Origin of the sequence: Aquabacter sediminis, assembly GCF_028863665.1 — a bacterium.
Taxonomy (GTDB): domain Bacteria; phylum Pseudomonadota; class Alphaproteobacteria; order Rhizobiales; family Xanthobacteraceae; genus L1I39.
Genome location: NZ_JARBFX010000008.1, coordinates 96059 through 118204, shown reverse-complemented (window position 1 = coordinate 118204; position 22146 = coordinate 96059). Strand labels below are relative to the sequence as shown.

The following is a 22146-nucleotide window of genomic DNA, read 5'->3' as shown; positions in this document are numbered from 1 at the left end:
CCTTGCTCAGATCCCCCGGCGGGCGCCGGAATCGATCTCGATGGCCGAGCCGTTCAGATAGTCCGCCCGGCGGGAGAGCAGGAAGGCGGTCAGTTCCCCCACTTCCGACGGCTCGCCGAAGCGGCGCACGCCGAGCTTCTGCAGCAGCACGGCCTCGGCCTCCTCCGGCGCGCAGCCGGTCTGCTCCACGGTGGCCCGCAGGGAATGGGCGAGGCGGTCGGTGCGGAAGAAGCCGGGATTGATGGCATTCACCCGCACCCCGTCCCGGATGCCCACGTCCGCCAGGGCCTTGGTGAAATTGAGCAGGGCGGCATTGACCGACCCGCCGATGGTAAAATCGCCGGCGGGCATGCGCCCGCCGAGGCCGGCAATGTTCACGATGGCGCCGCCCCCCGCCTTCAGGCTGGGCCACAGCGCGCGCGAGAGCCGCACGGCGGCGCGCAGCTTCAGGTCATAGCCGGTGTCCCAGTCCGCCTCGTTAAGCGAGAAGAAGTCGCCGCGCTTGGTGGCGCCCGCGCAATTGACGAGGCCATGGATCGCGCCTTGCGCCTCAGCCGCCCGCGCCGCGCCTTCCACGCCCTCCAGCGTGGAGAGGTCCGCTCCGTGGGTGGCCACGCTCACGCCGAACGTCTGCGCCAGCTCCGCGCCGAAGCGGGCGAGGGCGGCACCGTCGCGGGCGAGCAGCACGAGGTTCATACCCTCCTTGGCCAGTTCCCGCGCAATGGCCGCACCCAGGCCCCGGCTTCCCCCGGTGATGACGGCGCAGCGGCCCTTCAGCTCAAGATCCATGGGTCTGTTCCTCAATTTTTGTACGGCCGGCCAGCCAGGGGCTATCTTGGAAATGGCGGTCCTCGAAGGCCAGGATGTCGTCTTCGTAGCGCAGGGTATCGGCGATGTCGTCGATGCCCTCCAGGAGGCGATGCCGGGCGAGCGGGCTCACCTCGAACGGCAGGGCGCGGCCATCGGCGAGCCGGACCACCTGCGCCTCAAGGTCCACCTCCACCTCTTCGCCCGCCTCCGCCGCCGCCATCACGGCGTCCAGCTGTGGGCGGGGGAGGGGCACGGGCAACAGGCGGTTCTTGATGCAATTGTTCTGGAAGATCTCGGCGAAGGAGGGTGCGATCACCGCCCGGATGCCGAAATCCGCCAGCGCCCAGGCGGCGTGTTCGCGGGACGAGCCGCAGCCGAAATTCTCGTGCGCCACCAGGATGACGGCGTGCCGCCAGGGCGCGCGGTTCAGCACGAAGTCCGGCCGCTCCCGGCCTTCGCCATCGAAGCGATAGGGCCGCAGCAGGCCCCAGCCGAGACCCTTGCGGGTCACCGCGCGCATCAGGTCCTTGGGGGCGATGATGTCGGTGTTCACATTGGCGATGGGCAGCGGCGCGGCAATGCCCTTCAGGCGCGTGAAACGCCGCTCGGTGGGAACGGTCTCGCTCATCGGGGTCTCGCTCATCGGGGTGTCGCTCATGGGGGGCGCGCTCATGGGGCCAACGTCCTCACATCCACGAAATGGCCGGCGAGCGCGGCGGCGGCGGCCATGGGCGGGCTGACGAGATGGGTGAGCCCCTCCGGGCCCTGGCGCCCTTCGAAATTGCGGTTGGAGGTGGAGGCGCAGCGCTCTCCCGGCTTCAGCCGGTCGGCATTGAGGCCGATGCACATGGAGCAGCCCGCCTCCCGCCATTCAAAGCCCGCTTCCTTCAGGATGGCGGCGAGGCCCTCCTCCTCCGCCTGCCGCTTCACCTGCGCGGAGCCGGGCACCACCAAGGCGGTCACGCGCGGGTCCACCTTGCGGCCCCTGGCCACCGCCGCCACCGCCCGCAGATCCTCGATGCGGGCATTGGTGCACGATCCGATGAAGACCTTGTCCACGGGGATGTCGGCGATGCGCTGGCCGGGGGTCAGGCGCATATAAGCCAGCGCGCGCTCCATGGCCTCGGCCTCTCCCGGACGCGTCGCGCAAGCGGGATCGGGCACGCGGCCGGAGACGGGCACCACATCGTCAGGGCTGGTGCCCCAGGTGACCATGGGTTCCACGTTCGCCGCATCAATGGCCACTTCCCGGTCGAATTCCGCGTCCGTGTCCGTGAAGAGGCGGCTCCATTTCTCCACCGCGCGGTCGAAGTCCGCCCCCTGCGGCGCGAAGGGGCGGCCCTTCAGATAGGCGAAGGTGGTGTCGTCCGGCGCGATCATGCCCGCCCGCGCGCCCGCCTCGATGGCCATGCTGGACAAGGTGAGCCGGCCTTCCATGGACAGGCCCGCCACCGTCTCGCCGGCAAATTCCACCACATGCCCCGTCGCGCCCGCCGCCCCGATGCGGCCGATGACGGTGAGGATGAGGTCTTTGGCCGTCACGCCCGTCCCGAGCCGCCCGTCGGCGCGGATGCGCAAGGTGCGGGCGCGCTTCTGGAGCAAGGTCTGGGTGGCCAGGATATGCTCCACCTCGGAGGTGCCCACCCCCACCGCATAGGCGCCGAACGCCCCGTGGGTGGGCGTGTGGCTGTCGCCGCAGGCGATGGTGAGGCCCGGCTGGGTGAGGCCCAGTTCCGGGCCGATCACATGGACGATGCCCTGGCGAGGGTCCTTCATATCGAAATAGGAGATGCCGAACTCGGCGGTGTTCGCCCGCAGCAAAGCCAGCTGGGCGCGCCCGTCTGCCTCGCCGCTGTCGTCAGACCGGCCGGGGAGGGTGGGGATGTTGTGGTCGGCCACCGCGAAGGTGGCCTGCGGCCGGCGCACCCGCCGGCCGGCGTCCCGCAGCGCCTCGAAGGCCTGCGGGCTGGTCACCTCGAACACGAAGTGGCGGTCCACATAAAGGAGGCAGGAGCCATCCTCATAGGTGCGGATCACATGGGCGTCCCACACCTTGTCGTAAAGCGTGCAGGGCCGCTGGCGTGCTGGCGTCATCGGTCGGTCCTCACTCCAGCTTGATGCCGGCCTTCTCCACCACGCCCGACCACAGCTTCAGTTCGCTGGCGGTGTAGGCGCCCAGTTCCTTGGGGCCCATATAGACCGCATAGGAGCCGCTCTGTTCCGCCGCGTCCTGGAACGCCTTGGTGGCCACCACCGTCTTCACCGCCTCGGCCAGCTTCTCGATGATGGCGGGCGGCGTTCCGGCGGGGGCATAGAGGGCGTACCAAGCCTCCAGCTGAAGGTTGGGCAGGCCGGCTTCCACCACGGTGGGAATGTCCTTCACCATGGGCAGGCGCTGGTCGCTGGTCACGGCGAGGCCACGCACCGTGCCGTTCTGGAGGAAGCCCACCAGGGACTGGGGCGTGTTGATGAACAGGTCCACATTGCCCGCCACCAGGTCCGTCACCGCCGGGCCCGAGCCGCGATAGGGCACATGGGTCATGGTCACGCCGGTCTGCTGGGAGAACATCTCGCCGCCAATATGGCTGAGCGAGCCCTGGCCCACGGAGGCATAATTGAGCTTGCCGGGATTGGCCTTGCCATAGGCGATGAGCTCGGCGAGCGTCTTCACCGGCAGGCCGGCCTTCACGGTGACGATGTGCGGCGCCTTCAGCACCAAGGCGATGGGCGCGAAGCTCTTGATGGGGTCCCACTGCAGCGAGGTGGGAAAGAGCGAAGGGTTCACCACCTGATAGCCCGAATAGGCCATCAGCAGCGTGTAGCCGTCGGGCGCCGCCCGGGCCACCGCCCCGGTGCCGATATTGCCGGAGGCGCCGCCCTTGTTCTCCACCACGAAGGGCTGGCCCAGCTCCTTCTGGAGGCCGGAGGCCACGAGGCGCCCCACCATGTCCGTGCCGCCGCCGGGGGGCGAGCCCACCACGATGGTCACCGGGCGGGTGGGATAATCCAGCGCGAATGCGGGCGCGGCAGCCAGCGCGAGGGTGGTGGCCGCGAGCACGCTTAAGGCGCGGCGGCGGGAGAGGGCGTGAAGGGTCATTGGCGTTTCCTCCTGGGCGCGGCTTTTCTTGGATTGTTTCGGTCCGGGTAACCCGGCCGTCGCCGCGCGTGTGATGGGTGTACCGTCAGAATGGTCTTATGATCATACAATCAGACATGAAGATCAAGCCGGCGTTGGATTCCCGCATCGTGCAACTCTGCCCTCTCCGACGCGCCGCGCCCCCTCTCCCGCGAAGCGGGGGAGGGTGGGGGCCGGCCAGCGGCGCGGGCGTGGAGCGTGTCGGCGGGACGTTTCTCATCGCCGAGGCGACACGAGGCGCCAAGCCTCAGCCCGCCTTGCGGAAGCCTGCACCCGGCTTTCCACCTAGCGCACCAGACTCCCTCTCCCGCGAAGCGGGGGAGGGGTGGAGAGGGGGCGAAAGGGCGACCGCGCCACCAAGGCAACGCTGAAGAACCGGGCAGGGCGAAAGCGGGCCGCCGCGCCGGCCCTTCCCCGCACGCCTCCTCCCCACCCCTCCCCCGCAAGCGGGAGAGGGAGCAGGGCCGGCGGGATGCTTCCCTTCGCTTGAGAAGACACGGGGCGCCGAACCTCGGTCCGCCTTGCGGAAGCCTGCACCCGGCTTTCCACCCGGCGCGCCAGACTCCCTCTTCCGCGAAGCGGGGGAGGGCAGGGGAGGGGGCGAAAGGGCGACCGCGCCACCAAGGCAATGCTGAAGAACCGGGCAAGGCGAAAGCGGGCCGTCGCGCCGACCCTTCCCCGCACGCCCCCCTCCCCACCCCTCCCCCGCACGCGGGAGAGGGAGCAGGGCCGGCGGGCGGGCGGCTTCAAGCCCCCGCCTCACGGCCGCGCATGGCGCAGGAGGGTGGCGGCGTCGGGGAGGTCTTCCAGGGCCCACACCGCGTCGATGAGCGCATCGGGGGCGCACCCTTCGGCGAGGGGGGCCAGCGTGCGCAGCTTGTGCTCCAAGTCCCCATCCGAGAGCGGGCGCCCCCGGCTGCCCAGCGCATGGGCCACCACCTCGGTCACAGTGCGGCCATCCGCGAAGCGGAGGGAGACGACCGCCGCCTCCACTTCCATGGCCGCGTCATCCTCCATCCGCACCTTGGCGCGCAGGGCCTGGAGCGCGGGGTCGCAGACGCGGGCCGTGGTGTATTGGGCCAGGCCCGCCGCCCCGTCGAGGAGCGCGGCGGCCACCGTATGATGGGCACTGACCTGCGCTTCGCGTCCCGTGCTCACGTTTGGCCGGTCGGTGCGCTGGCGCAGCAAGGGATGGCCACGCACCACGATTTCGGCGATGGCCGAGACATCGAAGCCCGGCGCCGCCCGCAAGGCGAGGCAGGCATCGGTGACGGGGTGCAGCACCACGCCGGAGGGATAGGGCTTGTAGGTGTTCTTGGCCACTTCCCAGGTCTCGCCCAGGCCCACCGTCAAGTCCTCCGGGCGGGGATCGTCGCAGGTGAGGTTGAGGAAGCCGCGTTCCCCGTCCAGCGGACGGGCGGGGCCATAGGCGCCGTTGCGGGCGGCGAAGGCGGAGATGAGGCCGTTGCGGGCGGAATTGCCCACGCCGAAGCTCTTGGCGGGCGTGCCCAGCGCCTCCACCAGCCCGCAGGCCTGCGCCGCCGCATGGCCGAAGGCATCGCGCACCCGGAGCGCATCGAGCCCCAGCGCCCGCCCGGAGGCGGCGGCCGCGCCGAACACGCCGCAGGTGGCGGTGATGTGCCAGCCCCGCGCATAATGGCCGGGGGAGACCGCATTGCCGATGCGGCACTCCACTTCCACGCCCAGGATGAAGGCGGCCAGGAAATCCCGCCCGCTCATCACCCGCCCGTCGGGCCTGAGTTCGGCGAGCGCCAGCAAGGCCGGGGCGACGGGGGCGGTGGGGTGGATGACGGTGCCGGGATGGGTGTCGTCGAAGTCGAACACATTGGCCGCGGCGGCATTCAGGAAGGCGGCGGTGGGCGCATCCACCCGTCCGCCGCGCCCGATCTGGGTGGCCACCTGCGGCCCGCAGAAGGGCGCGAGCGCCCCCCACAGGCTCTCAATGGCCGGATCGCACGCGCCCGCAAAGGCGGTGGCGAACATGTTGAGCAGCGAGCGGCGCGCCTCGTGCCGCACGGCGGGGGGAATGGCCTCGTAGGAATAATCCGCCACGAAGGCGGCGAGGCGGTCGCTGGCGGAGAGGGCGGCGACGGGGACCGGGTCTGCGGGAATCATCGACGCCTCCTTCGGGCTGGCGGTTGCCGGACGGCTTCAGGCCTTGGCGGCCTTGCCGCGCACTTCTGCGCCCGCCCATTCCTCCACCGTGCGCACCATGGTGGTCATGTCCGCGTCGGCGCCGAACTTTTCCCGGGTGATGGTGAGAAGCTGGCGCACCGCGCTGCCCACGATCATGGGCACGCCCAAGGCTTCCGCCTCATCGAGGCACAGGCGAATGTCCTTGGAGGACAGGCCGATGGCGAAGCCGAAGTCGAAGGTGCGGGGCAGGACGAAATTGGGGATCTTGTCGGTGGTGGCGCTGTTGCGGCCGCTGCCGGCATTCAAGACGTCGATCATCACGTCCGCGTCGAGGCCGGCCTTGGCGCCCATCACCATCACCTCGGAGGAAATGGCCAGCGCCGCCACCGAGGCCATGTTGTTGATGACCTTCATGGTCTGCGCCATGCCGGGCTCCTGGCCCACATGGAACACCTTGCCCAGGTTCAAGAGCATGGGCTTGACCTGATCGAACACCTCAGTCCGCCCCGCGGCCATCATGGCCAGCGTGCCCTTGCGGGCGCCAGCGACCCCGCCGCTCACCGGGCAGTCCACGGTGTCGACGCCCTTCTCCTTCAGCGCGCGGGCCACCTCCGCTTCGGCGCGGGGGCCGGTGGTGGAGAGGTCCACGAAGACGCGCATGGCGCCGCCCGAGGCCAGACCGTCCGCCCCGAGCGCCACCGCCTTCACCACGTCGGGCGTGGGGAGCGAGACGAAAACGATGCGGGCGGCAGCGCCCACCTCGGCGGGGGAGGCCGCCTTGCGGGCGCCGCGCTCCACCAGGGGGGCAAGGGCGGCGGGGCTGGGATCGAACACCACGAGGTCATAGCCCGCATCCAGAAGGCGGCCCGCCATGGGGCCGCCCATGCGGCCCGTGCCCACAAATCCAATGGTCTTGTCGTCCACGTCGTCCTCCGGAAACCCATAAAACTCAGAAAATCAGCTGGCGAGCCAGGCGCCATCCACCGGCAGCACCGCGCCATTGATGTCGCGGGCGGCGGGGCTGCACAGGAAGGCCACCAGCGCCGCCACCGCCTCCATGGAGGCAAAACGCCCGCTGGGATGCCGGTCGGCGAGATAAGCGCGGGTCGCCTCTTCCACGCTCACGCCTTCCTCCCGCGCGATGCCGGCGATCTTGCCGGTAATGGCGGGGGTGGGCAGCACGCCGGGGCAGACCGCGTTGCAGGTGATCTCGTCTCCCGCCACCTCCAGCGCCACCGTGCGGGTGAGGCCGAGGAGGCCGGTCTTGGTGGTCACATAGTCCACCCGGTTGGCGATGCCCTTGAAGCTATAGACCGAGGCCACGTTGAGGATGCGGCCGAAGCCTTTTTCCCGCATGCCCGGCAGCACCCGGCGGATGGCATGGAAGGGCGCGGACAGGTTCACCGCCAGCGCCAGCTCCCACTTTTCGGGCGGATAGGAGTCGATGGGCGCGGTGTGCCGCACCACGGCGTTGTTCACGAGGATGTCCACGGCGCCATGCCGCGCCTGCGCCCCATCGATGAGGGCGACGAGGGCGGCGGGGTCGGAAATATCGGCGGGCTCATAGGCGGCCGCGCCGCCCAGCGTGTTCAGGCGCGCGATCTCGTCCGCCATCTCCGCCGCGGGCAGGAGGCCGGTGAACATGACACGGGCGCCCTGGGCGACAAGGTGCTCGGCGATGGCATGGCCGAGCCCGCCGGTGGAGCCGGTGACGAGGGCGCTGCGGCCGGCGAGGGGGAGAGGTGTGTTCACCGCTCAGCCCCGTGGCCGGGGCGGCACGTCGAGGCGGGCGACGATGCCCTCCAACTCCGGCGCCGGCGGGGGATAAAGGCTCATCACCAGCGGGTCATGGCCGGGGATCACATGGTCCGGCGATGAGGCGAGGCGATAGAGGGTCTCGTATCCTTCCATCAGGTCCTCGATGGAATGGACCACCGGGAAGGCGAGGCGGCCTTCCATATTCTGGTAGAGGTGGGAGGCATCGGAGGCCACCACCACATGGCCGCGCTTGGTGAGCACCCGCACCACCTGGAGCCCCTTGGCATGGCCGCCCGTGCGGTGGACGGTGAGGCCGGGCACGATCTCCTCGGCTCCCTCGTGAAAGGCGACGCGGCCGGCATAGACGCAGCGGACGAAGGAGACCACATGCTCCACGTCATAAGCGTGGCGCAGCGGCTCGTGGCACATGCACCGCCCGGTGGCGAAGCTCACCTCGCCGTCCTGCACATGGAAGCGAGCGCGAGGGAAATCGCCCAGCGTGCCCGCATGGTCGAAATGCAGGTGGGTGATGATGACATGGTCGATGGCCTTGGCGTCCACGCCCAGCAAGGCCAGCGCATCGGCGGGCCGGCGCAGCAAAGTGCGCTTGCGGGCATCGGCGGTGGCCTCGTCCATGCCGGTGTCGATGACGAAGACCGCGTCCGAGCGGCGGGCGACCCAGACATAATAGCTGAGGTCCGACCCCATCTTGTCGGGGGCGCCGCCCAGCACATTCTGGCATTCCAGGCGCCCGGAATTGGTGCCGTAGCGGATGGCGAACAGCTCGAACGGCTCGATGGCGCTCATGTGCGTTTCCTTGTCCGTTGGCAGGCCGGGCGTTGGTGTCCGGTCCTTGTGGGCCAACGGTTCTTGTGCGTATTACCGTATGCCTATCATACAATTTTCTTGACGGTCAATGGCTCTCGTCGTAAGCGGGAAGGGTTCAAAACGGGGCGCCTTGTTGCGCCCCCACCGGCCATCGGGCGCCGATCCGGGCCGGTCAAACCATAAGAGGCTTGGCATGGCGATGCGTCCCGAATTTGAAACCGAGATGTTCCAGAAGGGCCTCGCCGTGCGGCGCGAAGTGCTGGGCTCCGCCTATGTGGATCGCTCCGTGGCCAATGCCGACGATTTCACCGCTCCGCTCCAGAAGCTCGTCACCGAATGGTGCTGGGGCGAGATCTGGAACCGCCCGGGCCTCGACCGGCGCACCCGCTCCTTCCTCAACCTTGCCATGCTCACGGCGCTGAACCGCCCGCACGAGATCCGCCTCCATGTGCGCGGCGCCATCAACAATGGCCTGACCCAGGAAGAGCTGAAGGAAATCGTGCTCCAGGCCGCCATCTATTGCGGCGTGCCGGCGGCGCTCGATGCCATGAAGGTGGTGGTGGAGGTCGTCAACGAGATGAAGGCGGCGGGCGAAATGAAGTGAGGCCCTGCCGGGCGCGCCGAACGTCCTTTCCCCCTCCCCAGCCCTCCCCCGCTTTGCGGGAGAGGGGGCCTGTGGCGCTGGCGGAGAGGTTGGGATGATGAACGCCGAGGCTGAGCAGAGCCACCGCCCCGACTGGGCGCGCTGAAGCTCCTTCCCCCTCCCCAGCCCTCCCCCGCTTTGCGGGAGAGGAGGCTTGTGGCGCTGGGGGAGAGGTTGGGATGATGAACGCCGAGGCTGAGGCTGATTCAGAGCAAAGCACCGACCCGACCGGGCGCACGGAAGTCCCCTCTCCCGCGAAGCGGGGGAGGGTTAGGGAGGGGGCAGAGCGAGAGCCGCAATGACCGAATTAAGAAAAATATCCTAGACCATATTCCTATTTCGTTCGACCTCTGCTATGGTGGTCTCACCTGGCACCAAGGAGGGGCGCGTCCGGAGCGGCCTGACGGGTGGCGCCGGGGGCGGGTGTCCGACGGGACGGGGAATAACGCACTCCGTTTCCGTTAGCAGAGGAGGCTGAAGGCCCAGGCGCACCGATCCGGCAGTGGTTCGGCCGGTGCTGATGGGAGAACCTGTTGCCCACGCGGCGCAGGGCCGAGGCCATAAATCCCCGCGCGGGAGCGGACGGAGCCCGGCTCCGACGTCTAACCCATTACCCATCTGGCGCGCCGCCGCGCGCCGGCCGCTCCCGCATCCCTCCACCCTGCCTTTGGCGGGGATGGTGGTGCTGGGGCGTCAGGGGGGCGCGCTTGCTCGTGGCGTGGCGTCTTGGCCCCCTCCCCAACCCTCCCCCGCTTTGCGGGAGAGGGGGCTTGCCGCGCCAGGGGAGAGGTTGAGATGGCCGACGCCGAGCCAAAGCAGAGCCACCGCCCCGACCAAGCGCACCAAAGTTCCCTCTCCCGCAAAGCGGGGGAGGGTTAGGGAGGGGGCAAAGGGTGGGGGCAAAAAGCGCGAGGGGGGCAAGGCCAGGGGGACGGGACGCAAGGCCGTGGCCCGAACACGACACACAGGAGGAAAGGACCAGGAGCGCAGCCATGGATCAGCCCACAGCCTCAGGCGCAGCCGGCGATGACGGCTTCAAGGTGGCCCGCTTCGCCGCGCCCCTGCGCCATGGGGTGGTGGAGAGCATCCGCGCCGCCATCGCGCTGGGCCGCTTCCGCGCCGGAGACCGCCTGCCCGAGCGGACCTTGTGCGACCTGACGGGCGTGAGCCGCACCCTGGTGCGGGAAGCCCTCCGGCAGCTGGAATCCGAAGGGCTGGTGACGGTGCTGCCCCATCGCGGCCCCATCGTCGCGGGCCTCACGCCCGAGCAGGCGGATGGCATCTATGAGGTGCGCTGCGAGCTGGAGGGGCTTGCCAGCCTCCTGTTCGCGCAGCGGGCCGATGACGGGGCCCGAATGGCCTTGCGCGCGGCTTTCGAGGGCCTGAAATTCGCCAGCCTTGCCGCCGATCCCATCGCCTGGCTCACCGCCAAGACCCATTTCTATGACTGCCTCATCGCGGGATCGGGCAATGCGGCGGTGGGGCAGAGCCTGCATCTCCTCAATTGCCGCATCACCGTGCTGCGGGCCACCTCCCTGGCCGCGCCGGGGCGGGCGGAGCAATCGGTCGCGGAACTGGGGGCGCTGGTGGAGGCGCTCCTGGCGCGGGACGGCACGGCGGCGCGGGAGGCCGCACGCCATCATGTGCGCATGGCCGCAAGCCTCGCCATCGCCCATCTGCGCCGGCCTCAGGAGGACGGCACCGCTTGAGGCGGGGCGCCCCGATTGGACAGGATGAGCCCGCCCACGATGGCGGCCGCGCCCACAAGCTGGAACAGGGCCAGCGGCTCGCCCAGCAAAGTCACCGACAAAACCAGGGAGGCGAGCGGCATCAGATAGAGGAAGGGCCCCGCCCGCGCCGCGCCGATCCGGGAGGCCCCGAAGATCCAGAACAGATTGCCCACCAGCGTCGGCCCGAAGGCGATATAGGCGGTGGCCGCCGCCACCTCGGGGGGCGGATGGAGGGACAAAAGCGGGTCCGCCCCGCCCAGCAGCAGGAAGCCCGCATAGACCGGCAGGATGACAAAGACGAAGCCGCTGCCCGCCGTCAGCGTGGTCAGGCTGAGCGCCGGGATGGGCACCGGCCGGGCACCGAGCGCCATTGTGTACCAGGCGAACACCATGGCCCCGAGCAGGGACCAGAGATTGCCGATGCGGAACTCGAAGCCCGAAAGTCCGGCCAGCGATCCCTTCATGAGGATGACCACCACGCCGGCCAAGGCCAGGAAGACCCCGACAATCTGCCGGCCCGTCACCCTGGGCGCGCCGGCGAGCGCCGTGAGCACAACCACCCAGACGGGCGTGGTGGCATTGAGCAGCCCCACCTCCAAAGCGAGGCTGTAATAGGCCCCGGCATAAAGAAAGAGCGAGAACAGGCCGACGCCGAGGATTCCCAGCAGCGCGATCCGCCCGGCATGCGCGCGCACCACGGCCCGATGCCGCCACAGGCCGGGCACGGCGAAGGGCAGCAGCGCCGCCAAGGCGAGGCCCCAGCGCCAGAAGATCAGCGAAGCCAGCGGCAGCGCGTCATGGATGGCCCGCGCCGCCACATGGTTGCTGCCCCACAATATGGCGGTGGCGATCAGCGCCAGGCGCGCGGAAACGGCCTGCGGCCGGACAGTCGCCCGTCCGGCCGCAGTGTCGGTCGCTATGGGGTCGCCCGGCCCGCTCAGTGTCCGCCCCCATGAGCCGAGCGCTGGGAGACATGCCAGGGCAGGAGCAAGGTCTCCAGGCCCTCCACGATATAGAAGAGCAAGGTGCCGAGAAGGCCGAGCAGGATCAGGCACACGAAGACGCGCGGCGTGTCGAACTGGCCCTGCGCGGTGAGGATGGCAAAGCCGAGGCCCTCCGATCCCGCCACGAACTCGCCCACGATGGCCCCCACCAGCGCGAAGGAGATGGCCACCTTCAGCCCGGCGAAGACGCTGGGCAAGGCATTGGGAAAGCGGATCTTGCGCAGGATGTCGAAGGTGGAGGCGCGGCTCGCCTTGGCCAGATTGACCATGTCCGGGTCGACGGTGCGCAGGCCCAGCACCGCGTCGATCACCACCGAGAACAAAGCCAGCATCAGGGCGATGGCGATCTTGGGTTCGATGCCGGTGCCCATCCAGATGACGAAGAGCGGCGCCAGCGCCACCTTCGGCACGGAATTGAGCGCCACCAGCAGGGTGTAGACCGTGCGTTCCAGGAAACGGGAATGCACGATCCCAACCGCGAGGGTCAGGCCCAGCACCACGGCGAGGCCGAAGCCGGCCAGCGTCGTATAGAGCGTGAACAGGGTCTGGCGCAGGAAATAGCTGGGAGCCAGCAGGAACTCCTCCAGGATCAAGGCCGGGGAGGGCAGGATGATGGGCGCCGGCTGGAAGATGCGCACCGCGCCCTCCCACAGCACGAGCACGCCGAGGATGAGCCCGATCACCATGCCCGCCTCCCGCAGCGCCGCCAGCAGGCGGGGCGCGACGCGGCCGGGCGTCTTGGTGGAGGCGTCCTCACTCTCCGGGCTGGCGGGCATGACGGCAGTCTCCGGTCCGCTCATGAGGCATCATCCTTCAGCACGCCAAGGCTGGCAAACAGATGGCGGATATGGGCGGTGTATCGCCCGAACTCCGGCGTCTCGCGCAAGGCGAGGTGGCGGGGCCGGGGCAGGTCGATGTCGATGATCTCCACCACCCGGCCGGGATTGCGATCCATCATCACCACCCGGTCGGACAGGAAGACGGCTTCCGCAATGCCGTGGGTCACGAAGACCACGGTCTTGCGCGTATCCTGCCAGATGCGCGCCAGCTCCAAATTGAGGTCGTCCCGCGTCATGGCGTCGAGGGCGCCGAACGGCTCGTCCATGAGCAGGAGCTTGGGATCGCACAAAAGCGCCCGGCAGATGGCCGCCCGCTGGCGCATGCCGCCGGACAATTCCCAGGGGTGGCGGTTCTCGAACCCGCCGAGCCCGAACCGTTGCAGCAATTGCCCCGCCCGCTCGCGCATGGCGGCACGGTTGAGACCGGCGAACTCGGCGGTGATGAGGACATTGTCCAGGATGGTGCGCCAGTCCAGCAGCACGTCCCGCTGGAACACGATGCCCATGTCCTCCGGTGGCCCCTTGAGGGGGCGCCCCTGCACCGCGATCTGCCCGCCGCTCACCGGCTCAAGGCCCGCAATGCACTTGAGCAGCGTGGACTTGCCGCAGCCGGAGGGGCCGAGGATGGAGACGAACTCCCCCTCGCGCACCTCGAGCCCGATGTCCTTGAGGGCATGGACCGGCCCGCGGGGCGACCCGTAGGTCTTGCGGACCTGTTCGATGGAGAGATAGGCCATGGCCGTCCGTGCGGGAGCGGGATGGGGGGCGGGGGTGTGCGCGTTCACTTCACGAATTCATTGGTGAAGTAGGAGGACGGGTCCACCCCCGGCTTGATGGCACCGGCCGCTTCCAGCGACTTCTGCGCCTTCGCCCAGTCCTCGGGCGACTGGTAGCCGATGGGCTTGCCCTTGGTGTTGGGGGTGTCGAAGAAGTCGATGGTCAGCTTGATCTGGTCCATCAGCACCTTCTTGTTCAGCTTGGCATCGGGCCGCTGCTTGATGATGGCGTCCGCCGCCTCTTCCACATGGCCGTCCTTGATATAGGCCCAGGCCTTCTGCTGCACGCTGACCAGGGACTGAAGCGCCGCCTTGCGGCCCTCGATGGTCTTCTCGGTGGCGATCAGGCCGTAGCTCGGGAAGGCGATGCCCACGTCCTCGGCGAGGATGGCCTTGGAGGGACGGGCAGCCTCCGCCACGGGCAAAGCGGAGGGCTCGGTGGACATGAGGCCGTCGGCGCGCTTGGCGGTGTAGGTGCCCCAGAGCGCGGCAGGGTCGACGAAGAGGACGTTGACGGTGGTGCGGTCAAGCCCGCCCTGCTTCAGCCAGTAGTCGATGAAGGGCGCCCAGGGGCTGGCGGCGAACACGACCAGGCTCTTGCCCTTGAAGTCGGCCACCTTGGTGATGGGCGAATCCTGGTCCACCAGCACGGCGAGGTCGGTGCGCTTGTCCCAGCCGGCGAAGCCCTTGGCGGTGGAGCCGTTCTCCCGGGCCTGCGGCAAGAGGCCAAGCTGGATCTGGCCCACATCCACCTGGCCGGCATTGACCAGTTGCAGCGTGTTGCCCGAGCCGCGCCCGTCCTGGACGTCCACGTCGAGCCCGGCCTCCTTGAACCAGCCCTTCTCCTTGGCCAGATGCATGCCCGCATGCACGCCCCAGGGGGAGAAATCGAGCCGGACGGTGAGCTTCTCCTCGGCCCGCAGCGGGGCGGCGGAGAGGGTGGCGGCGAGGAGAGTGGCGATGGCGCAGGAGCGCGCGAGACGGCCGCCGAAAGCGAACATGCTCATGCTGTGTGGTCCCCTTCTGGATTTTGAAATGAGACTACATGGTCCAATTTCATGCGCAAGACGTTTTCTGCGCCACCATCTGCAAACATTTCGTGCGCATGATATCTTGACGTGAAATCCGCCTCTAACTAACCATCTAGTCCAATAATTTCGGAGGCATCACCGTGGCAGTCTCATTGAGCCCAGCGCCGGACGGGCGCGCCCCGTCCGGGTCCGGCGCGCGCATCGGCGTCGACATTGGCGGGACCTTCACGGACCTCGTCCTCGCCGACGGCGCGGGCGCCGTCTTCCATCGCAAGGTGTCCTCGACGCCGGCAGCGCCCGAGGCGGCGGTGTTGGAAGGGGTGGCGGCCATCATCGCGGATGCGGGGCTCGATCCGGCTGACATCGCCGAGGTGGTTCACGGCACGACGGTGGGCTCCAACACGCTGCTCCAGAAGGTGGGCGCGCCCACCGGCCTCATCACCACCCGCGGCTTCCGCGACGTGCTGGAGATCGGCCGCCTGCGGACCCCCTCCATGTTCGACCTGCAATGGGAGAAGCCCCAGCCCCTGGTCGCCCGGCGCCATCGCCGCGAGGTGACCGAGCGCATCGCCGCCGACGGAACCATTCTTGTTCCCCTGGACGAGGCGGAGCTGATGGCGGCGGCCGAGGATCTGGTGGCGGCGGGGCTGACCTCGCTCGCCTTGTGCTTCCTCAACAGCTACCGCAATCCGGTGCATGAGCGCCGCGCCGAGCTGCTGCTGGCCGAACGCTTCCCGCAGGTGCGCATCACCTCCTCGGTCTCGGTGCTGCCGGAGGCGAAGGAATATGAGCGCACCTCCACCACGGTGGTGAATGCCTATGTGCGTCCGGTGCTGGAGCAGTATCTGACCCGCCTGGAGCAGGGGCTGGCGGCGGCCGGTGTCAGCGCGCCCTTGCTGGTGTGCAATTCCAACGGGGCGCTCGCCTCCTCCCAGACGGCGCGGGAAAAGCCGGTCTTCTTCATCTCCTCCGGCCGGGCGGCGGGCGTGGTGGGCGGGTCCCGCCTGGGCGAGGCCTTGGACCTGAAGGATCTGGTGGTGTTCGACATGGGTGGCACCACCGCCTCCGCCTCCCTGGTGCAGGGGGGCGAATTGATGCGTGTGAGCGAGTACGAGTTCCGCGCCGGCATCTCCACGCCGAGCCGCTTCATCAAGGCCGGCGGCTACATGATGAGCGTGCCCACCGTGGACGTGGCCGAAGTCGGTTCCGGCGCTGGCTCCATCGCCTATGTGGACGAAGGCGGGCTGATGCGCGTCGGGCCGGTCTCGGCGGGCGCGGATCCCGGTCCCGTCTGCTACGGAATTGGCGGCACGCGCCCGACCGTCACCGATGCGAACCTGGTGCTCGGCTATCTGCCGGCCTCCCTCGCGGGTGGGGCGCGGCCCTTGTCGGTGGAGGCCTCCCGTGCGGCCATGTCCCGCGATCTCGGCGCTCCCTTCGGCCTGAGCGCGGAAGCCGCCGCCCATGGGGTGCGCGAGGTGGTGAATGCCAACATGGCCCGTGCCATCCGCGCGGTGACGGTGGAGCGCGGCGTCGACCCGCGCGACTTCACGCTGGTGGCCATTGGTGGTTCAGGGCCGGTCCATGCGGCGGACATCGCCCGACTGCTGGCCATGCCCCGCGTGCTGGTGCCGGCCTCGCCCGGCGTCTTCACCGCCATGGGCATGCTGGCGGGGGATGTGGAGCGCTATTTCATCCGTCCGTTCCCGTGCCGCCTGGACGCGCTGGATCCTGAGGCGGTGGAGGCGGTGCTGGCCGAGCTTTCCGCCGAGGCGCGCCGCGCGCTCGAGGAAGAGGGCGTCGCGCCGGACCATGTGCGCCTCTCGCCCGAGATCGACATGCGCTTCCGGGGGCAGGAAATGTCGCTGGCGGTGCCTTATCGCGCGGGCGACGTGGCCTCCCTGAAGGCCGCCTTCACCAGCGCCTACGAGGCCATCTATTCCTATTCGTCAGCCGACACCATCGAGGTGGTGAGCCTGCGCCTCATCGGGCGGGGGCTGCGGCCCGGCAAGTTGGACTTCAAGGCGCGCGGCGCGGAAGCCGCACGGGCGGCCGAGCCCGTCGGCGTGCGCACGGTTCATTTCGGCGCCGATCGCGGCACGCGGGAGACCCCGGTCTATGACCGGCGCGCCTGCCCGGCCTCCCTCACCGGCCCGGCCATCCTGGAGGGCGCGGACAGCACGGTGGTGATCCCGCCGGATGCCAGTGCCGAGGTCGACGCCCACAACAATCTCCTCATCACGCTGAGCTGACGGAGCCCGCCATGATCCACGCCCAGCCGACACCGCCCGTCAGCCCGCAGCCGAGCGGGTCGCTCGATCCCATCACCTTCGCGGTGCTGAAAAGCGCGTTCGAATCCATCGTCGATGACATGGCCTATACGGTCATGCGCACGGCCCGCTCGCCCATCGTGCGCGACGTGCTCGATTATTCCGCCACCATGTGCGACGCCAAGGGCCGCATCCTCGCCCAGGCCAAGACGGTGGCGCTGCATCTGGGCGCCGTGCCCGACGCCATGGCGGCGCTCCAGCGCCATTATGGCGACGACCTCCACCCCGGCGACGTGATCATTTTCAACGATCCCTATGATGGCGGCATGCATTTGCCGGACATCTTCATGTTCAAGCCCATCTTCGACGGGGCGCGGCATGTGGGTTATGCGGTGGTCATCTGCCACCATTGCGACGTGGGCGGTCGCGTGCCGGGGTCAAACGCCTCCGACTCCACGGAAATCTTCCAGGAGGGGCTGCGCATTCCGCCCTTGAAGCTGTTCGACAAGGGGGTGCGCAACAAGACCTTGTTCGACATCATCTCCAAGAATGTGCGTCTGCCGGATCTGGTGATCGGCGATCTGGAGGCGCAGCTCGCCACCTGCGCGCTGGGGGAGCGGGAGTTCCTGCGCCTCACCGGCCGCTACGGCATCGAGATGGTGGAACGCTTCCTGGCCGAGTTCCTGGATTATGGCGAGCGCCTCACACGCCGCGCCTTCGCCCGCTGGCCGGATGGTCGCTACAGCTTCACCGATTACATCGACGGCGACGGCTTCGACGAGGCGCCGATTCCCATCCATGTGACCATTACCGTGGCGGGCGACCAGATCGGCGTGGACTTCGAGGGCTCGGCGCCACAGGTGAAGGGCGCCATCAACTCGACCCTGTCCTTCGTGAAGTCCGCCACTTATCTGGCGGTGCGCTGCGTGCTCGACCCGGATGTGCCCAACAATGCGGGCGTCTATCGCTGCATCGATGTGAGCGCGCCCAAGGGTTCGCTGCTCAATCCGGAATTCCCCGCCCCCGTCGCCGCCCGCGCCCTGACCGGCTATCGGGTGGTGGACACGGTGCTGGGCGCCCTTGCGGCCATCGTCCCCGAGCGCGTCTGCGCGGCGGGGGAGGGCGGCAATTCGGTCGTGTGCCTCGGCGGCTACGACAAGGCCACCCGCGAGCCTTTCATCGTCGTGGACATGATCAATGGCGCGCTGGGCGGACGGGCCACCAAGGACGGCATCGACGCCGTCACCAATCCCTCCCAGAACATGTCCAACATGCCGGTTGAGATCATGGAGGCGACCTATCCCCTCATGATCGAGGAATATGCCCTTCGGCCCGATTCCTGCGGGGCTGGCCGCAACCGGGGCGGGCTGGGTGTGGTGCGCCAGTATCGTCTCCTGGCCGAGGAGGCCGTGATGCAATTGCGCGCCGACCGCTATCTGAATCACCCCTATGGCCTGTTCGGTGGCGGCCCCGGCGCGCTGTCCCGGAACCTGCTGCGGGAGGCGGACGAAACGGAACTCCTGGCCAGCAAGGTGACGCGCACCGTCCATCGCGGCGCGGTGCTGCGTCACGAGCAGGCGGGCGGCGGCGGCTATGGCGACCCGCTGGAGCGCGATCCCGCCCGGGTGCTGGACGACGTGATCGACGGCAAGGTGAGCACGACCTATGCCCGCGACGGCTTCGCGGTCATCATCACGGACGGGCGCGTCGACGAGGTGCGGACCAAGGCTCTGCGCAGCGCCCGGCGCGGGGCGCAGGCATGACCGCGCTCCCGCGCTTTGCCATCAACCAGATCACCACCCGCGACCTGACCTTGCCGCAGGCGGTGGACGTCTATGCGCGCCTTGGGGTCGGCGGCATCGGGGTCTGGACGCAATATCTGGAGGGAATCGGCGCGCCGGCCGCCGCGCGGCTCATCCGCGATGCCGGGCTGTTTGTGCCTTGCCTGTGCACCACCGCCTGGGTCAACCTGACCGACAAGACGGCTTTTTCCGCCGCCCTCGACGAGAACCGCCGCCGCCTGGACGCCGCCGCCGAGATCGGCGCCAAGTGCCTCGTCGTGGTCCCCGGCGGGCTCGCCACGGGCGAGAAGGACCTGTCCGCCGCCCGCGCCCGCGTTGCGGATGCCCTCCACGCCTTGCTGCCTCATGCCCGGGCCTGCGGCGTGGATCTGGGCCTTGAGCCGCTCCATCCCATGTATGCGGCCGAACGGTCCTGCCTCAACACCACCCGCGCCTGCCTGGACCTGATGGACGAGCTCGGCACCGGCACCGGGCTGGTGGCGGATGTCTATCATTGCTGGTGGGACCCGGATTTCCCCGACGGGCTGCGCCGGGCTGGGCCGGAGCGCATTCTCACCTTCCATCTGTGCGACTGGCTGGTGCCCACCCGCGATCTCTACCAGGACCGAGGCATGGTGGGGGACGGGGTGATCGACTTGGCCGGCTTCCGGGCGGTGCTGGACGAGATCGGCTATGACGGGCCGTTCGAGGTGGAGATCTTCTCCCGTCTGGACTGGTGGCAGAGGGATGGCGCGGAAACCGCACGCATCTGTGTGGAACGGTGCGCACCCTTGGTTGCACCGCGCCTGATGCCGGTATGATGGCGCGGAGTTGAACCATGCCGGAAGCCGCCATGCCCCATGAGCCGCCTGATACGCCTTCGGACCTGTCCGAAGCCGAGCGCCCGTCGAAGGGAAAGCGCAAGCCGGCTGCGGCGTCCGGCGAGCCGGTGCGCAAGCGCGACACCATCCAGACCCAAGAGCGGATCCTTGCCGCCGCCCAGGCGGAATTCGCCCGGCGCAGCTATGACGGCGCGCGGGTGGACGCCATCATCGCCCGGGCCAAGGTGAGCAAGAACCTGCTCTACCATCACTTCCGCTCCAAGGAAGAGCTCTATGTGCGCGTGCTGGAGCGCACCTACGAGACTCTGCGCCGGCGCCAGGGGGACGTGCCGCTGACCGGGCTCGACCCGGTGGAAGCCATGCGGCGCCTGTGCGAGACCACCTTCCAGACCTTCGTGGATGAGCCGGACGTGATCGTCATGCTCAATACGGAAAACCTCTATCGCGGCAAGCACATCACCAAGTCGCCGATCATCCGCTCGCTGTATAATCGCCTGTCGGATTCGATCCAGACCATCCTGGCGGAAGGGGAGCGGCAGGGTGTGTTCCGCACCGGCATCGACCCGGTGGAGCTTTATATCTCCATGTCCGGGCTCGGCTATTTCTACCTGTCCAACAAATATACCCTGTCCATGATCTTCGATCGCGACCTGAAGCGGCCGGAGAACATCGCTCGGCGCAAGGCGCACATCGTCGACATGGTGCTCTCCTATCTGACCTCCGGCGCGCAGAAGCCGCTGGCGCTCGCGCAGCAGAATGTGCCGGAGACGAAACCTGCCCCGCGCCGCAAGAAGAAGGAGGAGACCTGAATGGCACACGCATTGAACAAGGACGCGCTCGCCCCGGAAGCTGCCCCGGCGGTGATGCCCAATCGCCCGGACCTCGACAGCGAAATCGTCTGGAACGCTCGGGTGGAACTGGCGGCCTGCTTCCGCTTCGCCGCCCGCCTTGGCATGCACGAGGGCATCTGCAACCATTTCTCCGCCGTCGTTCCCGGCTATGATGACCTGTTCCTGGTCAATCCCTATGGCTATGCCTTTGCGGAACTGAAGGCCTCGCACCTCCTGGTGTGCGACTTCCACGGCAATGTGCTGTCCGGGGATGGCGTGCCGGAGGCGACCGCCTTCTACATCCATGCCCGCCTGCACAAGAACGTGCCGCGCGCCAAGGTCGCCTTCCACACCCACATGCCCTACGCCACCGCGCTCAGCATGACCGCCGGCGATCCCCTCATCTATGCTGGCCAGACGGCGCTGAAATTCTACGGCCGCGTGGTGGTGGACGAGGACTATAACGGCCTTGCGCTCGACGCCACCGAAGGCGACCGCATCGCCGCGTCGGTGGGAGACGCGGACATCGTCTTCATGAAGCATCACGGCGTGATGGTGCTGGGCCCCAACATCGCAGAGGCGTGGGACGATCTCTATTATCTGGAGCGGGCCTGCGAGGTGCAGTGCCTGGCGCTGGGCACCGGCCGGCCGGTCATTCCGGTGAAGCCGGAAATCGCCGCCGCCGCCGCCCGCCAGATGCGGGAGGGCGATCCCGAATCCGCGCGCCTTCACCTCGCCAGCATGAAGCGCACCCTGGATCGCGAGGAGCCCGACTACCGCACCTGATGGGGTGACATCGGGCGGCAGCGCGAAAAGTGCCGCCGGTCCCCTTGCGCCGTCAGTATGATGATTTTACAAAAACGTATGATCATCAGTCTGGGGGTGGGGATGGCTCGGCGGATGCTTGGCGCGGCAATGGCGCTCTGTCTGGGGAGCGGGGCGGCCCTCGCTCATTTCCAGGAAATCCTGCCTTCCGCCGACGTGCTGCCCGATGGTGGCCCCGTGACCGTGGACCTGGTCTTCACCCATCCCATGGAAGGCGGCCCGGCCATGGACATGGCCCGCCCGAAGCGGGTGGGCGTGAAGACCACCGCCGGCGTCACCGACCTCTTGCCGAAGATCGCCAGCGAGACGGTGAACGGCAAGCAGGCCTGGCGGCTGGCCTATGACCTCAAGGCGCCCGGGGGCGTGCTCTTCTTCGTGGAGCCCCAGCCTTATTGGGAGCCGGCGGAGAACAAGTACATCATCCACTATGCCAAGGTGTTCGTGGACGGCTTCGCCTCCGGCGAGGGCTGGGACGCCAAGGTCGGCCTGCCGGTTGAGATCGAGCCCCTGGTTCGGCCCACCGGGCTTTGGACCGGCAATCTCTTCCGCGGCCTCGTGCGCAAGGACGGCAAGCCCGTGCCTTTCGCCGAGATCGAGGTGGAATATGTCAATGACGGCGCGATCAAGGCGCCCAACGAGGCCTTCATCACGCAGGTGATCAAGGCCGACCAGAACGGCGTCTTCTCCTATGCCATGCCGCGCGCCGGCTGGTGGGGCTTTGCCGCCCTGGTGGATGGCGACAAGCCCATGAAGGGCCCGGATGGCAAGCCGGCCAAGGTGGAATTGGGCGGGCTCATCTGGGTCAAGGCCACTGATATGAAGGCCTCCGAGGCAGCGTCCGGCAAGGCGGAGGCTCCTGCTTCCGCCTCCTCCAAATAGGCGCGCG

At 68.5% G+C, this 22146-nt stretch carries 20 protein-coding genes; 8 read left to right on the top strand and 12 right to left on the bottom strand.

The features are described 5' to 3' along the window. Nucleotides 1–6: 6 nt before the first annotated feature. The 8 genes from PV781_RS16965 to PV781_RS16930 all read right to left on the bottom strand — a co-directional run bounded on the left by PV781_RS16965 (nucleotide 7) and on the right by PV781_RS16930 (nucleotide 8668). Nucleotides 7–789 (bottom strand): SDR family oxidoreductase, encoded by a 783-nt coding sequence (locus tag PV781_RS16965; RefSeq protein WP_274776820.1) that lies wholly within the window; start codon nucleotides 787–789, stop codon nucleotides 7–9. Beyond that, nucleotides 779–1483: a 3-isopropylmalate dehydratase small subunit gene (gene leuD, locus PV781_RS16960; RefSeq protein WP_274776819.1), complete on the bottom strand. Its 705-nt coding sequence runs from the start codon at nucleotides 1481–1483 to the stop codon at nucleotides 779–781. Before leuD ends, PV781_RS16965 begins: the two co-directional genes overlap by 11 nt. Then, nucleotides 1480–2904, bottom strand: coding sequence for a 3-isopropylmalate dehydratase large subunit (gene leuC / locus PV781_RS16955; RefSeq protein WP_274776818.1), 1425 nt, complete (start codon nucleotides 2902–2904; stop codon nucleotides 1480–1482). Before leuC ends, leuD begins: the two co-directional genes overlap by 4 nt. 10 nt (nucleotides 2905–2914) lie before the next feature. Beyond that, entirely contained in the window at nucleotides 2915–3907 is a 993-nt protein-coding gene (locus PV781_RS16950; RefSeq protein WP_274776817.1) for a Bug family tripartite tricarboxylate transporter substrate binding protein, read from the bottom strand. Between the two features lie 798 nt (nucleotides 3908–4705). Further along, nucleotides 4706–6082, bottom strand: a complete 1377-nt coding sequence (locus tag PV781_RS16945) for an MmgE/PrpD family protein (protein ID WP_274776816.1) — start codon at nucleotides 6080–6082, stop codon at nucleotides 4706–4708. 36 nt (nucleotides 6083–6118) lie between these two features. Next, on the bottom strand, nucleotides 6119–7027 hold the full coding sequence (locus PV781_RS16940) for an NAD(P)-dependent oxidoreductase (protein ID WP_274776815.1): 909 nt from the start codon (nucleotides 7025–7027) through the stop codon (nucleotides 6119–6121). A gap of 33 nt (nucleotides 7028–7060) precedes the next feature. After that, complete coding sequence (locus PV781_RS16935) at nucleotides 7061–7855, bottom strand: SDR family oxidoreductase (protein ID WP_274776814.1); 795 nt, start codon at nucleotides 7853–7855, stop codon at nucleotides 7061–7063. Nucleotides 7856–7858: 3 nt separating this feature from the next. Next, entirely contained in the window at nucleotides 7859–8668 is an 810-nt protein-coding gene (locus PV781_RS16930) for an N-acyl homoserine lactonase family protein (RefSeq protein WP_274776813.1), read from the bottom strand. Nucleotides 8669–8882: 214 nt separating this feature from the next. Here PV781_RS16930 and PV781_RS16925 point away from each other — a divergent pair, with 214 nt between their 5' ends. Both PV781_RS16925 and PV781_RS16920 read left to right on the top strand, forming a co-directional pair. Then, a complete protein-coding gene (locus PV781_RS16925; RefSeq protein ID WP_274776812.1) occupies nucleotides 8883–9293 on the top strand; it encodes a carboxymuconolactone decarboxylase family protein in 411 nt (136 codons plus the stop codon). Nucleotides 9294–10324: 1031 nt separating this feature from the next. Continuing rightward, nucleotides 10325–11041: a GntR family transcriptional regulator gene (locus PV781_RS16920; protein WP_274776811.1), complete on the top strand. Its 717-nt coding sequence runs from the start codon at nucleotides 10325–10327 to the stop codon at nucleotides 11039–11041. Here PV781_RS16920 and PV781_RS16915 read toward each other — a convergent pair. From PV781_RS16915 to PV781_RS16900, 4 genes are read right to left on the bottom strand one after another with little or no spacing between them, the layout of a single operon-like run. Beyond that, nucleotides 11020–12117 (bottom strand): DMT family transporter, encoded by a 1098-nt coding sequence (locus tag PV781_RS16915; RefSeq protein ID WP_274776810.1) that lies wholly within the window; start codon nucleotides 12115–12117, stop codon nucleotides 11020–11022. The genes PV781_RS16920 and PV781_RS16915 overlap by 22 nt on opposite strands. Beyond that, nucleotides 12000–12866 carry an ABC transporter permease gene (locus PV781_RS16910; protein ID WP_274776809.1) on the bottom strand — a complete coding sequence of 289 codons (867 nt, stop codon included), beginning with the start codon at nucleotides 12864–12866 and terminating at the stop codon, nucleotides 12000–12002. The genes PV781_RS16915 and PV781_RS16910 overlap by 118 nt, the downstream gene beginning before the upstream one ends. After that, nucleotides 12863–13642 (bottom strand): ABC transporter ATP-binding protein, encoded by a 780-nt coding sequence (locus PV781_RS16905; protein ID WP_274776939.1) that lies wholly within the window; start codon nucleotides 13640–13642, stop codon nucleotides 12863–12865. The genes PV781_RS16910 and PV781_RS16905 overlap by 4 nt, the downstream gene beginning before the upstream one ends. Before the next feature lie 44 nt (nucleotides 13643–13686). After that, on the bottom strand, nucleotides 13687–14688 hold the full coding sequence (locus PV781_RS16900; RefSeq protein WP_274776808.1) for an ABC transporter substrate-binding protein: 1002 nt from the start codon (nucleotides 14686–14688) through the stop codon (nucleotides 13687–13689). A 164-nt stretch (nucleotides 14689–14852) separates the two neighbouring features. Here PV781_RS16900 and PV781_RS16895 point away from each other — a divergent pair, with 164 nt between their 5' ends. The 6 genes from PV781_RS16895 to PV781_RS16870 all read left to right on the top strand — a co-directional run bounded on the left by PV781_RS16895 (nucleotide 14853) and on the right by PV781_RS16870 (nucleotide 22139). Further along, nucleotides 14853–16964 (top strand): hydantoinase/oxoprolinase family protein, encoded by a 2112-nt coding sequence (locus PV781_RS16895; RefSeq protein WP_274776807.1) that lies wholly within the window; start codon nucleotides 14853–14855, stop codon nucleotides 16962–16964. Between the two features lie 11 nt (nucleotides 16965–16975). Next, nucleotides 16976–18745, top strand: a complete 1770-nt coding sequence (locus tag PV781_RS16890; protein WP_274776806.1) for a hydantoinase B/oxoprolinase family protein — start codon at nucleotides 16976–16978, stop codon at nucleotides 18743–18745. Then, entirely contained in the window at nucleotides 18742–19584 is an 843-nt protein-coding gene (locus tag PV781_RS16885; protein ID WP_274776805.1) for a sugar phosphate isomerase/epimerase family protein, read from the top strand. The genes PV781_RS16890 and PV781_RS16885 overlap by 4 nt, the downstream gene beginning before the upstream one ends. Nucleotides 19585–19601: 17 nt before the next feature. Continuing rightward, nucleotides 19602–20414: a TetR/AcrR family transcriptional regulator gene (locus tag PV781_RS16880; protein ID WP_274776804.1), complete on the top strand. Its 813-nt coding sequence runs from the start codon at nucleotides 19602–19604 to the stop codon at nucleotides 20412–20414. Beyond that, entirely contained in the window at nucleotides 20415–21221 is an 807-nt protein-coding gene (locus PV781_RS16875; protein WP_274776803.1) for an aldolase, read from the top strand. Nucleotides 21222–21335: 114 nt separating this feature from the next. Further along, entirely contained in the window at nucleotides 21336–22139 is an 804-nt protein-coding gene (locus PV781_RS16870) for a DUF4198 domain-containing protein (protein WP_274776802.1), read from the top strand. Nucleotides 22140–22146: the final 7 nt, after the last annotated feature.

Excerpts from the sequence above, each read along its gene's own strand:
- PV781_RS16965 (WP_274776820.1), bottom strand. The coding sequence starts at position 789 with ATGGATCTTGAGCTGAAGGGCCGCTGCGCCGTCATCACCGGGGGAAGC.
- leuD (WP_274776819.1), bottom strand. The coding sequence starts at position 1,483 with ATGAGCGCGCCCCCCATGAGCGACACCCCGATGAGCGAGACCCCGATG.
- leuC (WP_274776818.1), bottom strand. The coding sequence starts at position 2,904 with ATGACGCCAGCACGCCAGCGGCCCTGCACGCTTTACGACAAGGTGTGG.
- PV781_RS16950 (WP_274776817.1), bottom strand. The coding sequence starts at position 3,907 with ATGACCCTTCACGCCCTCTCCCGCCGCCGCGCCTTAAGCGTGCTCGCG.
- PV781_RS16945 (WP_274776816.1), bottom strand. The coding sequence starts at position 6,082 with ATGATTCCCGCAGACCCGGTCCCCGTCGCCGCCCTCTCCGCCAGCGAC.
- PV781_RS16930 (WP_274776813.1), bottom strand. The coding sequence starts at position 8,668 with ATGAGCGCCATCGAGCCGTTCGAGCTGTTCGCCATCCGCTACGGCACC.
- PV781_RS16925 (WP_274776812.1), top strand. The coding sequence starts at position 8,883 with ATGGCGATGCGTCCCGAATTTGAAACCGAGATGTTCCAGAAGGGCCTC.
- PV781_RS16920 (WP_274776811.1), top strand. The coding sequence starts at position 10,325 with ATGGATCAGCCCACAGCCTCAGGCGCAGCCGGCGATGACGGCTTCAAG.
- PV781_RS16910 (WP_274776809.1), bottom strand. The coding sequence starts at position 12,866 with ATGAGCGGACCGGAGACTGCCGTCATGCCCGCCAGCCCGGAGAGTGAG.
- PV781_RS16905 (WP_274776939.1), bottom strand. The coding sequence starts at position 13,642 with ATGGCCTATCTCTCCATCGAACAGGTCCGCAAGACCTACGGGTCGCCC.
- PV781_RS16900 (WP_274776808.1), bottom strand. The coding sequence starts at position 14,688 with ATGAGCATGTTCGCTTTCGGCGGCCGTCTCGCGCGCTCCTGCGCCATC.
- PV781_RS16890 (WP_274776806.1), top strand. The coding sequence starts at position 16,976 with ATGATCCACGCCCAGCCGACACCGCCCGTCAGCCCGCAGCCGAGCGGG.
- PV781_RS16885 (WP_274776805.1), top strand. The coding sequence starts at position 18,742 with ATGACCGCGCTCCCGCGCTTTGCCATCAACCAGATCACCACCCGCGAC.
- PV781_RS16880 (WP_274776804.1), top strand. The coding sequence starts at position 19,602 with ATGCCGGAAGCCGCCATGCCCCATGAGCCGCCTGATACGCCTTCGGAC.
- PV781_RS16875 (WP_274776803.1), top strand. The coding sequence starts at position 20,415 with ATGGCACACGCATTGAACAAGGACGCGCTCGCCCCGGAAGCTGCCCCG.
- PV781_RS16870 (WP_274776802.1), top strand. The coding sequence starts at position 21,336 with ATGCTTGGCGCGGCAATGGCGCTCTGTCTGGGGAGCGGGGCGGCCCTC.